Origin of the sequence: Pseudomonas sp. UBA6315, from assembly GCF_002438125.1 — a bacterium.
Taxonomy (GTDB): Bacteria; Pseudomonadota; Gammaproteobacteria; order Pseudomonadales; family Pseudomonadaceae; genus Aquipseudomonas; species Aquipseudomonas faucium.
Genome location: NZ_DJTF01000081.1, coordinates 16,842 through 29,518 on the forward strand (window position 1 = coordinate 16,842; position 12,677 = coordinate 29,518).

At 68.3% G+C, this 12,677-nt stretch carries 14 protein-coding genes; 2 read left to right on the plus strand and 12 right to left on the minus strand.

Annotated features, from left to right (window positions below; genetic code table 11):
* Nucleotides 1-7: 7 nt before the first annotated feature.
* Nucleotides 8-856, minus strand: a complete 849-nt coding sequence (locus B3E94_RS11275) for a helix-turn-helix transcriptional regulator (protein ID WP_286913558.1) — start codon at nt 854-856, stop codon at nt 8-10.
* A gap of 185 nt (nt 857-1,041) precedes the next feature.
* On the opposite strand from B3E94_RS11275, the gene B3E94_RS11280 reads away from it, so the two are divergent.
* Entirely contained in the window at nt 1,042-1,953 is a 912-nt protein-coding gene (locus tag B3E94_RS11280; protein ID WP_286913559.1) for a LysR family transcriptional regulator, read from the plus strand.
* 116 nt (nt 1,954-2,069) lie between these two features.
* Here the strand turns inward: B3E94_RS11280 and madM are convergent, their stop codons facing one another.
* The 11 genes from madM to B3E94_RS11335 all read right to left on the minus strand — a co-directional run bounded on the left by madM (nt 2,070) and on the right by B3E94_RS11335 (nt 11,004).
* Entirely contained in the window at nt 2,070-2,834 is a 765-nt protein-coding gene (madM, locus tag B3E94_RS11285) for a malonate transporter subunit MadM (protein WP_176510974.1), read from the minus strand.
* A 1-nt stretch (nt 2,835) separates the two neighbouring features.
* Nucleotides 2,836-3,258, minus strand: a complete 423-nt coding sequence (gene madL / locus B3E94_RS11290; protein WP_286913560.1) for a malonate transporter subunit MadL — start codon at nt 3,256-3,258, stop codon at nt 2,836-2,838.
* Nucleotides 3,259-3,318: 60 nt separating this feature from the next.
* On the minus strand, nt 3,319-4,239 hold the full coding sequence (mdcH, locus tag B3E94_RS11295) for a malonate decarboxylase subunit epsilon (RefSeq protein WP_286913561.1): 921 nt from the start codon (nt 4,237-4,239) through the stop codon (nt 3,319-3,321).
* Nucleotides 4,236-4,850: a malonate decarboxylase holo-ACP synthase gene (locus tag B3E94_RS11300; RefSeq protein ID WP_286913562.1), complete on the minus strand. Its 615-nt coding sequence runs from the start codon at nt 4,848-4,850 to the stop codon at nt 4,236-4,238. Before B3E94_RS11300 ends, mdcH begins: the two co-directional genes overlap by 4 nt.
* 1 nt (nt 4,851) lies before the next feature.
* Complete coding sequence (mdcE, locus tag B3E94_RS11305; protein WP_286913563.1) at nt 4,852-5,643, minus strand: biotin-independent malonate decarboxylase subunit gamma; 792 nt, start codon at nt 5,641-5,643, stop codon at nt 4,852-4,854.
* Entirely contained in the window at nt 5,640-6,488 is an 849-nt protein-coding gene (locus B3E94_RS11310; protein WP_286913564.1) for a biotin-independent malonate decarboxylase subunit beta, read from the minus strand. The genes mdcE and B3E94_RS11310 overlap by 4 nt, the downstream gene beginning before the upstream one ends.
* Nucleotides 6,481-6,780 carry a malonate decarboxylase subunit delta gene (locus B3E94_RS11315; protein WP_176510980.1) on the minus strand — a complete coding sequence of 100 codons (300 nt, stop codon included), beginning with the start codon at nt 6,778-6,780 and terminating at the stop codon, nt 6,481-6,483. Before B3E94_RS11315 ends, B3E94_RS11310 begins: the two co-directional genes overlap by 8 nt.
* Before the next feature lies 1 nt (nt 6,781).
* Nucleotides 6,782-7,684, minus strand: a complete 903-nt coding sequence (locus tag B3E94_RS11320; RefSeq protein ID WP_286913565.1) for a triphosphoribosyl-dephospho-CoA synthase — start codon at nt 7,682-7,684, stop codon at nt 6,782-6,784.
* On the minus strand, nt 7,684-9,345 hold the full coding sequence (gene mdcA, locus B3E94_RS11325) for a malonate decarboxylase subunit alpha (protein ID WP_236236309.1): 1,662 nt from the start codon (nt 9,343-9,345) through the stop codon (nt 7,684-7,686). Before mdcA ends, B3E94_RS11320 begins: the two co-directional genes overlap by 1 nt.
* Before the next feature lie 112 nt (nt 9,346-9,457).
* Complete coding sequence (locus B3E94_RS11330) at nt 9,458-10,201, minus strand: cache domain-containing protein (RefSeq protein WP_236236308.1); 744 nt, start codon at nt 10,199-10,201, stop codon at nt 9,458-9,460.
* A 47-nt stretch (nt 10,202-10,248) separates the two neighbouring features.
* On the minus strand, nt 10,249-11,004 hold the full coding sequence (locus tag B3E94_RS11335; RefSeq protein ID WP_176510984.1) for a FadR/GntR family transcriptional regulator: 756 nt from the start codon (nt 11,002-11,004) through the stop codon (nt 10,249-10,251).
* A 239-nt stretch (nt 11,005-11,243) separates the two neighbouring features.
* On the opposite strand from B3E94_RS11335, the gene B3E94_RS11340 reads away from it, so the two are divergent.
* Nucleotides 11,244-12,668, plus strand: coding sequence for a gamma-aminobutyraldehyde dehydrogenase (locus B3E94_RS11340; RefSeq protein WP_286913567.1), 1,425 nt, complete (start codon nt 11,244-11,246; stop codon nt 12,666-12,668).
* The last annotated feature ends 9 nt before the right edge of the window (nt 12,669-12,677 follow it).

Here is a 12,677-nt window from a genome sequence, read left to right on the forward strand (position 1 = left end):
GCGGGCGTCAGCGCCTTCGCAGGTAGCTTTCCAGCGGGTCCTTGCTCAAGCCTTCCTGGGCCTGGGCCAGGGAGTCGATGAACAGCGAGAACAGTTCGGACTGCTTGGCGATGTCCAGCTTGGTGTAGAGGTTCTTGCGGTGGGTCTTGACCGTGTCTTCGCTGATGCCCAGGCGCTCGGCCAGCGAGCGGGTCGAGTGGCCGCGCAGCAGGTACTGGGCGATGCGGCACTCGCGCTCGGTCAGCAGCGAGGAGCCGAAATTATTCAGCGCCGCGTTGATCTGCCGGCCCAGGGCGCTCTCGAAGCGCCCGCCGAGCGCGTCGATGTCCAGGTGGCCCCATTGCCGGCGCACCACGGCCGCGACCCAGGGCGCCACGCATTTGAGGTCGTTGACCTGCTGGCGGCTCAGGCGCTGGGTGCTGGCCAGCGACACGGCGATGGTCAGGTCCTCGTCCAGCGGCACGATGAAGTTCGGCTCATCTTCCATGTGCGCGTGCTGGTAGAAGGCCAGGAAGTACTCGCTGCGCTTGAAGTGGTCGGGGGCCACGTCGCTCAGCCGGTAGCAACCGGCGGGCACGCCGTCCATGCAGGCGCGGTAGAACGGGCACAGCAGGTAGTAGCCTTCGAGGTAGCGCTGCACGTTGCCTTCCGGCAGCCATGGGCCATCTTCGTCCTTGACGAACAGCGCCGAGGGCAGGCCCTTGCGCGGGTAGAGGAACACGGTGATGGCCTGGCACGGGGCAAGCAGCTTGAGCGCGGCGAACAGCGCCTCGACGAAGCCCGGCGCGCCCTGGGCGTCGATGACACGCGCCATCTGCGCGTACCAGTCGGGCGATTTCAGCCGGTCTTTGCTCATTGTCGTGGTCCCATGCCGGGGTTGTTATGGGGGGAATTCTTGCATGGGTTGGCGGGGGCGGCCATCACCCTTCGGGGTGAGCCGGACATCGGGGTGGCCCTATCGCCGGCAAGCCGGCTCCCACAGGGCCCTTGAGGGCCTCGGTTATGGCATGATCTGCGCCACCTCCATTTCAGGGCCCCGCCATGCTGATCGACGAAGAACTGACCCTGAAAAAGCTCCAGACCTTCCTCGCCTTCATGCGCAGCGGCAACCTCGGCCGCGCCGCCGCCGAGCTGTCCACCAGCGCGGTCAGCGTGCACCGGGCCATCCACTCCCTGGAAAGCGCCCTGCGCTGCCCGCTGTTCAAGCACGAAGGCCGCCAGCTGATCCCGCTGGAAAGCGCCTACGTGCTGGAGAAAAAGGCCCGCCAGCTGATCCAGGACGCCGAGCAGATGGTGCGCCAGACCCGCGAGGCCGCAGGCTTCTACGCCGAGCGTTTCCGCCTGGGCGCGCTGTATTCGCTGACCGTGAAGACCGTGCCGAAACTGGTGATGGGCCTGAAGCTGCGGCGCAGCGAGCTGAACATCGACCTGACCCTGGGCTCGAACGTCGAGCTGCTGCAGCGCCTGAAGAACCACGAGCTGGAAGCGATCCTGGTGTCGCTGGACGAGAGCGTGGCCGACCCTGCCTGCGAGCAGCTGGCGCTGTTCTGCGACGACATCTTCCTCGCCGTGCCCACCGATTCGCCGTTTGCCGGCCAGCAGGAAGTGGACCTGGCGGACCTGGCCGATTCCACCTTCATTACCCTGACCCAGGGTTTTGCCACCCACCGTGATGGTGCGCAGGTGTTCCAGCAGGCGGGGTTCGAGCCGAAGGTGGCGATGCAGGTCAACGACATCTTCACCTTGCTCAGCATGGTCAGTTCGGGGGTGGGGTTTGCGCTGTTGCCCGGGCGGATTGCGGCGGTGTACGAGAACCGGGTGAAGTTGATAGCGCTGCAGCAGAGGTATCGGTTGCAGCAGCATATTGGGGTGGTGTTTTTGAAGGCGCGGGAGCGGGAGCCGAACCTGTTGGCGTTGTTGGCTGAATGCAGGATGTACAGCCGGGAGAATTGAGTTTGGGGGCGCTTTGCGCCCCTTTCGCGACACAAGGCCGCTCCTACAAACTACCGCGTAACCCTGTAGGAGCGGCCTTGTGTCGCGAAAGGGCTGCAAAGCAGCCCCAGGGCCCTTCAGCCCACCAACCCCCGCACACAGAAATACAGGATCGAAGGCCCCATCAAACACCCCAGCCCGGTATGGAAGGTCGCCGTCAGCGCACCATACGGCACCAACCGCCGATCCGTCGCCGCGAGCCCCGCCGTCACCCCCGACACCGTCCCGGCCAACCCACCAAACACCATCGCCGAACGCGGGTTGTCCAACGCCAGCAACCGCGCCGACACCGGTGTGAACACCATCACCAGGATCGCCTTGATCAACCCGGTGGCAATCGACAGCGCCACCACATCCGAACTGGCGCCCAGCGCCGCACCGGTCACCGGCCCGACGATGTAGGTCACCGCGCCCGCGCCGATGGTGGTCATGCTCACCGCATCGCGATAGCCGAAGGCATACGCCACCCCAGCGCCCACGATGAACGGCAGCACCGTGCCCAGCAGCAGCGCGATGGCACCGATCATGCCGGCCTTGCGCGCCTCGGTGGCCTGCACCTCGAAGGCCGTGGCGACGATGGCGAAATCGCGCAGCATCGCCCCGCCCATCAGGCCGATGCCAGAGAACAGCGCCATGTCGGCCAGGCCCTTCTGCCCGCCCGTCACGGTACCGCCGACCCAGGCCAGCACCAGGCCGATGACGATGGCGATGGCCGAGCCATGCACACGGCCGAAAGTCAGGTACTTGGACAACAGCACCGACAGCCACATGATCCCGCCCACCACCGCGAACGCCGTGATCAGGCCATTGTGTTCCAGGGCATTGTCAATGATCGGCCACATCTCAGCGACCTCCTGCAGGGGCTACCTGCGCAGTCTCAGGGGTGGGTGCCTGCAGCGCGGGCAATGGCTCGCCGCGGTGGCTGCGGCTGATCAGGGCGATGGTCAGGCCACACACCAGCACCGCGCCAATGGCCGCCAGCAGCGCCACCGGCCCGCCGTGCAGGGCGGTGACCACGTTCTGCTGGGCAGCCATGGCCACCACCACCGGGATGTACATGGCGCCCCAGAAACCGACGCCGAACTCGCACTCCTTGCTCATGCCGCCTTGGCGCTGCATGTACAGCCTTGCGCAGATCAGCAGGATCATGGCGATGCCGACCCCGCCCACATTGGATTTGACGCCCAGCAGCACGCCCAGGAAGTCGCCGACGATGACGCCGGCGAGGGTGCACACCGCCAGCAGAGCCACACCATAGATGATCATTGTTGTTGTCCTCAGCTTGTATCGAAGTTGGTTGTTGTTGTTCTTCGAGTTGCAGCGCCGTCATCGGTTGTCGGCCACCTCCTGGCGCAACAGCGCATCGACGGTGTCGGCCCGGGTGCCCTCGACGGCCACCACCCTGCCCTGTTCGAACACCGGCCGGGCCAGGCCGCTGAGCACGCTGCCAGGCGGCATTTCCAGGTGCAGGCGCACCCCGCGTTCATAGGCGTTGCGCAGCGTGGCACGCCAATCCACCTGCCGCGCCATGTTGCCGGCGAGGTCATCGCGCAGGCGTTGCGGGTCGTAGATCGGCCGCGCGCTGCTGCCGCTCAGGTAGGTGATGCGCGGGCGGCGCAGCTGCACCTGGGCGAAGGCTGCGGCCAGCTCGGCGGCCGGACCGTCGAGCAACGCGCAGTGCGACGGCACGCTGACCGCCAGGCGCCGGGCCACGCCCTGGCCAAGACGGCGGGCGCGGGCAACGACCTCGGCCATGGCACTGTCGCTGCCGGCGATGACGAACTGGTTGTCGCTGTTGAGGTTGGCCAGGAACACCTCACCGCCCACCTCGGCCAGCAGGTGTTCGACACGCGCCTGGTCGAGGCCGCTGAGGGCGGTCATGCCGTAGCCCTGCGGGTAGGCGCAGTGCATCAGCTCGCCGCGCAGCGCCACCAGGCGCACGGCATCGGCAAAGGCCAGGGCGCCGGCGGCGACGGCGGCTGGGTAGGCGCCGATCGACAACCCGGCCACATAGTCCGGCGCCGGGCTGCGCTGCATCAGCCAGCGCGCCCAGGCGACCCCGGCCAGCAGCAGGCAGAGCTGCACGGCCCGGGTCGTCTGCAGCGCTTGCGCGGTGTCCAGCGCCAGCACCTGCTGATGCAACGCATCGCTGGCCTCCTCCAGCAGCGCCGCGCTGCCCTCGGGCAGGCGGTGCAGCATCCCCGCCTGCTGGGCGCCCTGGCCGGGGAAGGCGAACAGGCTGCTCACGCTGCGCACTCCAGCAACGCCCACGGGTCGGCCACCAGCTGCGCGCCGCTGGCCGACTTGAGCAGCACGCGCCGCGCCATGCCGGCCCATTCGCGCAGGGCGACGGCGCCGGCCGGGGTTTGCAACTGCACATCGATGCGGCAAGGGCCGCAGTCGAGGATGTCCAGGAGTTCGCGCGCCTTGGCCCGGGCCAGGGGTTGCGGCGTGCGCAGCAGCACATCGAGGTCGCTGGCAGCGTGTACTGCGCCAACGCCCGTGGCCAATTGATAACCGACGCTGCCGGTCGGCCCCCAGGCCAGCCCGCTGGCATCGAGCACAGGCGTCACGCTGGCCAGCGCCTGCAAGGCAGCCCAGGGGCTGTCACCCTGCCAGCGCAGCGCTTCGGGGCTGAGCTGGCGGGCAATGTCGGCCAGCGGCATCTGCACGCCCAGGCGCTGTTCCCGCCCTGCCCCGCGCAGGCCCACGGCCACCCAGCCCTCGGCGCACACGGCCCGGCGTACCACCACCGGCTGGCCGGCCGCGAGTACCTGGTGGGCCCAGGCCGGGGCGTCGGCGGGTAACGCTGCCGGGGGCATTCCCCAAAGCAGGTCATGGGGCTGCGGGGCGTTCATCTCAGGCCTCCTGCCATTGGCTGCGCAGGCGTGCCCGCACCTCGCGGGAGGCGCTGCGATGCTCGCCGGCCAGGCGCGACGACAGGTCGGTGCAGCGGCCGATATCGCGCACGGCTTCGGCCAGGCAGGCACGTACCTGCGCCAGGTCGGCCGCCGTCGGCGCATCGGCGTTGTCCACGCTCAGGCGCCGCCACAACAGGCCCAGCGAGGCATAGCTGGCCAGGTCGTAGGCCATGGGCGGCACTTCGGCGGCCAGGGCTTCGAGCTGTTCGACGCTGCGCAGGGTGATGCGCGCCGCCGCCGCCTTGCCCATGGCATGCACCATCACCCCGCTGTCATCCAGGGCGATCAGCCGTTGTGCCTGGTAGCCGTGGGCAAGAAACGCCCCGGACATGGCCTTGCCCACCAGCAGCCCGATGACCGGGTGCCCGGCCAGGCGTGCCTGGGCATAGGCCTGCACCGCCCCCGCCAGGGCCTGGTGGATGCCCAGGGCTTCTTCGCGGCGGCCATAGGCCTGGCTTGGCACATCGATGACCGCGACGATGGCACGTTTCTCGCGATCGCGGTCGAGCGCCATGGCCTCGCTCACCGCCTTGGCCAGGCCCCAGCCTTCGAGCAGGCCGACCTCGCCCGTGCGGGCGCGGGGGAATGGGTTTTGGGCATCCGGCACCACAGCGATGAAGCGCGCCAGGCGCTGGTCCAGTTCGCCATCGATGACCTTCACCGAGGCGGGGTAGCCCGCCAGGGCTTCGCCACCGGCCAGGCCCGGCAGCCAGTTGAGGGCACGGTTCATGGGGCATCTCCTTGGTAGAGGGCGCGCACGGCGGCGGCATCCAGTTGCGGGCAGTCGGCGCCCAGGCTGGCCAACCGCTCCAGGTACCAGGCGTGCTGGCCGGCGCGGTCGGCGGGCGTGGCGGCCAGCAACTGCAGCAGTTGCTGGCGAATGCTTTCGACGTCGTCGGCCACGTAGCCGTCCACCAGGCCGCTGGCGTGGCGCTGCTCGCCACCGGTCAGGCTCCAGATGAACGGGCGGTCCTTGGCGTCGTATTCGCCGATGCCGGCTTCCTGCTCGATCACTTGCGGGCCGTTCAGGCCCAGGCGCGCTTCGCGGGTGACCAGCAGGTGGCTGCACAGGCCGGCGGCGATGGACATGCCACCGAAGCAACCGACCGAACCTGCAACCAGCCCGACCACCGGCTGATAGGCGCGCAGCTCGACGATCGCCGCCTGGATCTCGGCAATCGCCGCCAGGCCCAGGTTGGCCTCCTGCAGGCGCACGCCGCCGGTTTCCAGCAGCAGCACGGCGCAGGTGGGGATGCCGTTGCGGTTGTCTTCGATGGCCAGCTCCAGGGCGCCGGCAATCTTGGCCCCACCCACCTCGCCCATGCTGCCGCCCTGGAAGGCGCCTTCGATGGCGGCGATGACGGTGTTGCGCCCCTGCAACTGGCCCTTGGCGATGACCACGCCGTCGTCGGCCTGGGGCACGATGCCCTGGCGCGGCAGCCAGGGCGACATCAGCCGATCGAAGGGGCCGAGCAGTTCGCGAAAGCTGCCGGGGTCGAGCAAGGCGCGGGCACGTTGGCGCGCACCGAGTTCGACGAAGCTGCGGCTTTGCAGCAGGCGGGCGATGTCAGTCATGGGCGATCTCCTCGAAACCTTGCTCCAGGCGCAGGCGCACCACCCCGGGCGTGGCGCCGAAATCATGGATGTCGATCTTCACCGCCGGTACGCTGCGGCCTTCGAACAGGCGCTGGAACAGCTGGCCCCAGCGGGCGCTGCTGCCGTTGACCGAGGTCACCACCTGGATGTCCAGCTGGCCGGGGGTGCCGGGTTCGATCAGCACTTCCAGGTCGCCGGAGCTGACGCAGCCGACCAAGGTGCGGCCGCGGCCGGGCTCGGCAGCGGGGAATTGAAAGTTCAGGGTTTCCATGTCACAGGCTCCCGGTCTTGTCGAGGAACAGGCAGGCGGCCAGCAGGTCGGCGGCGCCGCCTGGCGAGGCATTCATGTGCAGCAGCTGGGCGTCGAACAGGCGCAGTTGGCGGCGGCCGTCGAGGCTGGCGCAGCCGCCGGCATCGAGCACGCTGCGGGCGCCCTGCTGCAAGGCTTGCAGGCCTTGCGGGCCGGCGCGCCAGAGCACGCAGGTATCGCTCAGGGCGGCCATGATCGCCAGCAAGGCGTCGAGGCGGGCCTGGCTTTCGCTGGCCCCGGCGGCGCGGCTGCGGCGCAGTTGCGGCAGGCCATGTTCGATCACCGCCGGGAAGCCTTGCTGGGCCTGCTCGCGGGCACCGCTGGCGCCGTAGCGGCGGCGTACCTGGTTGCCGTGGCTGTCGGGGGTTATGGCGGCCGGGTCGTCGATCAGGGCAATACGGCCGGCGCGTGCGGCTACGGCTGCGGCGTCGGCGCGAGTGTCCAGGGTGCGCGCCGCTACCAGCAGGCCCAGGGCCCAGATGGCGCCGCGGTGGGTGTTGACGCCGCCGGTAGCGGCCAGCATCTGAGCTTCGCCTTCGCGGCCGATGCGGCCCAGGGCGGTACGCAGCGGTATGCCGACCGCACCATGCTGCTCGGCGGCTTCGGCCATTTGCCGCAGACACGGCCACAGGGCCAGGGCCGAGGCGTGCATCAGGGGCAGGGTCATGTCGTGATGGGCGCCGCTGCTACGGCGGTCGACCAGGCCGGGTTTGGGCGAGAGTTCGGCTTCGTCGATCAGGGACTCGACGGCGAGGTCGGCCAGGTGATCGGGCAGCGGGATTGTGCTTGCTTTTGCTGGCCCTATCGCCGGCAAGCCGGCTGCCACAGCGGGGCGCAGCGGCGCCACGGTTTCGAGTGTCTGCATCACCAGCTCCTGAACCGTGCGGGCGGGTTGTAGAGGCCGCCGGACCAGTCCACCAGGTCGGCGATGCTGCGCGCGGCGAGCAGTTCGCGGCTGGCGTCGGTGCGGCGGATACCGAGGTCTTCGGGCAGCGCCACCAGGCCTTGCTGGCGCAGGCGCAGGGTGTCTTTGGGGTCGTGGCGCAGGCCGATGGCGGTGACCCCGGCCACGGCGGCGATCATCTGCTGGCGCTCTTGCAGGCTGCGCGCCTTGTACAGGTAGGCGATGCCCTCTTCGGTGAGCAGGTGGGTGACGTCGTCGCCGTAGATCATCACCGGCGCCAGGGGCATGCCGGCCTTCTTCGCCACTTCGACCGCATCGAGGGTTTCGACGAAGGTGGGCTTGCCGCCTTCCTGGTAGGTCTCGACCATCTGCACCACCAGCTTGCGGCCGCGTTCGAGCATCGTCTCGGGCACGGTCATGTCCAGCCAGGCCGGGGTTGCGTGGCGCCGGCCACGGGGGTCGTGGCCCATGTTCGGCGCACCGCCGAAGCCGGCCAGGCGGCCACGGGTGACGGTGGAGGAATGGCCATCGCCATCGACCTGCAAGGTGGCGCCGATGAACAGGTCGACCGCGTACTGCCCGGCCAGCTGGCACATCATGCGGTTGGAGCGCAGCGAGCCGTCGCGGCCGGTGAAGAACACGTCCGGGCGCTGGGCGATGTAGTCTTCCATGCCCAGCTCGGTGCCGAAGCAGTGCACGCTTTCGACCCAGCCGGTTTCGATCGCCGGGATCAGGGTCGGGTGCGGGTTGAGGGTCCAGTTGCGGCAGATCTTGCCCTTCAGGCCCAGCGATTGGCCATACGTAGGGAGGATCAGCTCGATGGCGGCGGTGTTGAAGCCGATGCCGTGGTTCAGCGACTGCACCTGGTGTTTTTCGTAGATGCCGCGGATCGCCATCATCGCCATCAGGACGTGCACCGGCTTGATATGGCGCGGGTCGCGGGTGAACAGCGGCTCGATGTAGAACGGCTGGTCGGCGACCACCACGAAATCCACCCACGAAGCCGGGATATCGACCCGTGGCAGGTCGTCGACGCGGTCCACCAGCTGGTTGACCTGGGCGATCACCAGGCCGTCGCTGAAGGCTGCAGGCTCCACCAGGGCCGGGGTGTCTTCGGTGCTGGGGCCGGTGTACAGGTTGCCGTCGCGGTCGGCCATGAAGCCGGCGACCAGGGTGACGTTGGGGATCAGGTCGACCAGCAGCCGCGAGTACAGCTCGATGTAGGTGTGGATGGCGCCCACTTCGAGCAGGCCGTCTTCGAGCAGTTGGCCGATGCGCAGGCTCTGCGGGCCGGCGAAGGAGAAGTCGAGCTTGCGTGCGATGCCGCGCTCGAACAGGTCCAGATGCTCGGCGCGGCTGACGCTGGGCATGATCATGTGCAAGTCGTGCAGGCGCTCGGGGTCGGCCTTGGCCAAGGACCGCGAGAGGAAGTCGGCCTGCTTCTGGTTGTTGCCTTCGAGCACCACCCGGTCGCCGGGGGCGATCAACAGCTCCAGCGCCTCGACGATACGCTCGGTAGGCAGCACCACACCGTCGGCCAGGTGGCGCACGCGCTCGAGGCGGCGCTGCTTCTCGGCGCGCCGCCGCGACCATTGCGGCGGTGGATTGTTGGTTATGGTCATTGGGTGACTCCACGGGTTCGCTGTCGTGGAGGCACAGTAGGACGGGCTACCCAGGCCGATCAATCAAGCCGGGTGCGCAATCGTTACGCTCAGGTTAACGATTGCAGGCCGATCAGCGCCGAGGCGATGGCAAGCGCACCAGCGACCAGCCAGCCTCGGGCTCTTCCAACACCAGGCGCACGCCGCCCAGCGGGGTGGGGTCGAGCAGCTTCGGCGCCAGGTCACCGACCATCCAGTTGGCGGTGTTGGCGGCGATAATGCGGCCATCGGCACTGATCAGCACCGCTTCGTTGTCCAGGCGCATCAGGCTGCACACCAGCATCTTCTCCAGGTTGTGCAGCGACAGGTCGAGCCCTGCCACGCCGATGAAGCGGCCCTCGACCAGGATCGGCATGGTGAAGGTCAGCACATACATGTTGGTGCCATAGAGGTCCACGTAGGGGCCTTCCACGCTGCTGCTGCGCGAGTCGCGCGGGCGGGCGTACCAGGGCATGTTGGTGTAGTCGTAGAAGTTCTCGCGGCGGCGGTCGAAGTTCGGACGCAGCGGCAAGGTCTTGCCACCGTCGGCCAGGTACCACCATTCCAGGTGCATCTCGCGGTCGGCCAGGCAGCCGGGTTCGACGATCACCCCGCCGCCGCAGCCGAAGGCGCCGGTGGCCAGCAGCTGCTCATCGATGGCCGGGCGCAGCAGGGCCAGGTCCTTGGATGCCGGCTCGCGGCCCTCGGCCAGCACCCGGCGCCACTGCTCGGCCGCCACATCCACCAGCTGCCGCACCTGGCCGAAGATGGTGCCCACCGTGCTGTTGAGCTGCCGGGCGCAGAGCAGCAGAGGGTCGCTATCGATCGCGGTAGACATGGCATTTCCTCACGCAGGTATTTTTGTACGTTGTTGTGCTCAAGGGGTCAGGCCGGGCTTTCGCCTGCGGCCAGCAGTTCCAGGCGCAGCGCCATCAGGCGCTTGATGCCGCGGCTGACATGCGCTTCGGCCAGCGCACCGGCCAGTACCGCGTCACCGTTGACCAGGGCATCGAGAATCGCCCGGTGTTCGTGTTCGATCACGCTGACCTCGCCACCGCCTGCCGCCTCCATCCATAGAAGCTCGCCGACTTCCGACTGCAGGCGCATTTCGGCGTGGGTCAGGCGCAGCGACTGGGCAGCCGCTGCCACCTCGATATGGAACCGCGCATCGGCGCGGTGGCGCGCCAGGCGCGTGCTGGCCTGGGCCAGCGACTCGATGTGCTGGGCAATGCGTGCCTGCTGCTCGCGCGAGCTGCGCTGCGCGGCCAGGCGTGCGGCGGTGCCGGAGATCGCCATCTGCTCGTCACCCAGGTCGCGCAGGTCGGGGCCGCTCATCTCGCGCAGGCGGGCCAAGAGCAGCGGCTCGGGCAGCTCGACCGGCGCACAGACGAAGCTGCCGCCGTTGCGCCCGCGGCGGGTTTCAATCAGCCCGCGCTGGCGCAGCACCACCAGCGCTTCGCGCAAGGTCACGGTGGCCACCCCCAGTTGCAGCGCCAGCTCGCTTTCGCTGGGCAGTTGCTGGCCTTCGGTGAACAGCCCCAGTTCGATGGCCTCCACCAGCCTGCGCGCCACTTCGTCGGTACGGCCTTCCTGGCGCAGGCGAATGAACGCGGTGCTGCGGGCAGTATTCAGGGCACTCAATTGACTCTCCCTTTTCAGTGTGTTCGACCTGGCCCTGAGGCATGGGGCTAAACGTTCAGTTCCGTATCTTATAGCGATTGGGCGGCGGCTGATACGGTTGCCGCAACCCCTGCGCGGCCGCTTGCTTGCGGCCTGCGACCAATTATCGCCTTGGCAGTTGGCAAACTTCAAACATTAAGATATGTTTTCATATGTTTACGGCTTGTACCACAACGATAAAACCCCTCAAGGGAACCGCCATGCAAACAAACCTACTCATCAACGGCCAGCTGATTGCCGGTGAGGGCGCCAGCCAGCCTGTCTACAACCCCTCCCTGGGCGAGGTGATGGTTACCCTCAACGAGGCCAGCAGCGCCCAGGTGGATGCCGCCGTGCAGGCCGCCGACCAGGCGTTCGATGCCTGGTCGCAAACCCCACCCAAGGACCGCGCCGCCCTGCTGCTCAAGCTTGCCGACCGCATCGAGGCGCAGGCCGAGGTGTTCGCCTCGCTCGAATCGCAGAACTGCGGCAAGCCCTACCAGGCAGCGCTCAACGACGAGATCCCCGCCGTTGCCGACGTGTTCCGCTACTTCGCCGGCGCCAGCCGCTGCATGAACGGCTCGGCCGGCGGCGAGTACCTGCCCGGCCACACCTCGATGATTCGCCGCGACCCGCTGGGCGTGGTCGCCTCCATCGCGCCGTGGAACTACCCGCTGATGATGGTGGCCTGGAAGCTCGCCCCGGCCCTGGCCGCCGGCAACTGCGTGGTGCTCAAGCCGTCCGAGCAGACCCCGCTGACCGCGCTGAAACTGGCCGAGTTGATCAACGCGCTGTTCCCGGCCGGCGTGGTCAACATCCTGTTCGGCAAGGGCCCGAGCGTGGGCGAGCCGCTGGTGACCCACCCCAAGGTGCGCCTGGTGTCGCTGACCGGCTCCGTGGCCACCGGGGCGCGTATCGTCGCCAATACCGCCAGCAGCGTGAAGCGCACGCACATGGAGCTGGGCGGCAAGGCCCCGGTGCTGATCTTCGACGACGCCGACATCGACGCCGCCGTCGAGGGCATCCGCGCCTTCGGCTTCTACAATGCCGGCCAGGACTGCACCGCCGCCTGCCGTTTGTATGTGCAGCAAGGCGTCTACGAGGCCTTCGTGGAAAAACTCGGCCAGGCGGTGGGCAGCATTCGCCATGGCCTGCAGGACGACCCGCAGACCGAGCTGGGCCCGCTGATCACCCGCGACCACCTGGAGCGCGTGGCAGGCTTCGTCGAGCGCGCCAAGGCGCAGCCGCACATCCGCGTGGTCACCGGTGGCAACCGCGTGCCGGGCCCGGGCTACTTCTTCGAGCCGACGGTGCTGGCCGACGCCCGCCAGGACGATGAGATCGTCCAGCGCGAAGTGTTCGGCCCGGTGGTCAGCGTCACCCCGTTCAGCGACGAAGCCCAGGCCCTGGCCTACGCCAACGACTCCGACTACGGCCTCGCCTCCTCGGTGTGGACCGCCGATGTGGGGCGCGCCAACCGCCTGGCGGCGCGCCTGCAGTATGGCTGCACCTGGGTCAACACCCACTTCATGCTGGTCAGCGAGATGCCCCACGGCGGCATGAAGCAATCGGGCTACGGCAAGGACATGTCCATGTACGGGCTGGAAGACTACACCTGCGTGCGCCACGTGATGTTCAAGCACTAAAACCGTTTT

Excerpts from the sequence above, each read along its gene's own strand:
- B3E94_RS11275 (WP_286913558.1), bottom strand. The coding sequence starts at position 856 with ATGAGCAAAGACCGGCTGAAATCGCCCGACTGGTACGCGCAGATGGCG.
- B3E94_RS11280 (WP_286913559.1), top strand. The coding sequence starts at position 1,042 with ATGCTGATCGACGAAGAACTGACCCTGAAAAAGCTCCAGACCTTCCTC.
- madM (WP_176510974.1), bottom strand. The coding sequence starts at position 2,834 with ATGTGGCCGATCATTGACAATGCCCTGGAACACAATGGCCTGATCACG.
- madL (WP_286913560.1), bottom strand. The coding sequence starts at position 3,258 with ATGATCATCTATGGTGTGGCTCTGCTGGCGGTGTGCACCCTCGCCGGC.
- B3E94_RS11300 (WP_286913562.1), bottom strand. The coding sequence starts at position 4,850 with ATGAACGCCCCGCAGCCCCATGACCTGCTTTGGGGAATGCCCCCGGCA.
- mdcE (WP_286913563.1), bottom strand. The coding sequence starts at position 5,643 with ATGAACCGTGCCCTCAACTGGCTGCCGGGCCTGGCCGGTGGCGAAGCC.
- B3E94_RS11310 (WP_286913564.1), bottom strand. The coding sequence starts at position 6,488 with ATGACTGACATCGCCCGCCTGCTGCAAAGCCGCAGCTTCGTCGAACTC.
- B3E94_RS11315 (WP_176510980.1), bottom strand. The coding sequence starts at position 6,780 with ATGGAAACCCTGAACTTTCAATTCCCCGCTGCCGAGCCCGGCCGCGGC.
- B3E94_RS11320 (WP_286913565.1), bottom strand. The coding sequence starts at position 7,684 with ATGCAGACACTCGAAACCGTGGCGCCGCTGCGCCCCGCTGTGGCAGCC.
- mdcA (WP_236236309.1), bottom strand. The coding sequence starts at position 9,345 with ATGACCATAACCAACAATCCACCGCCGCAATGGTCGCGGCGGCGCGCC.
- B3E94_RS11330 (WP_236236308.1), bottom strand. The coding sequence starts at position 10,201 with ATGTCTACCGCGATCGATAGCGACCCTCTGCTGCTCTGCGCCCGGCAG.
- B3E94_RS11340 (WP_286913567.1), top strand. The coding sequence starts at position 11,244 with ATGCAAACAAACCTACTCATCAACGGCCAGCTGATTGCCGGTGAGGGC.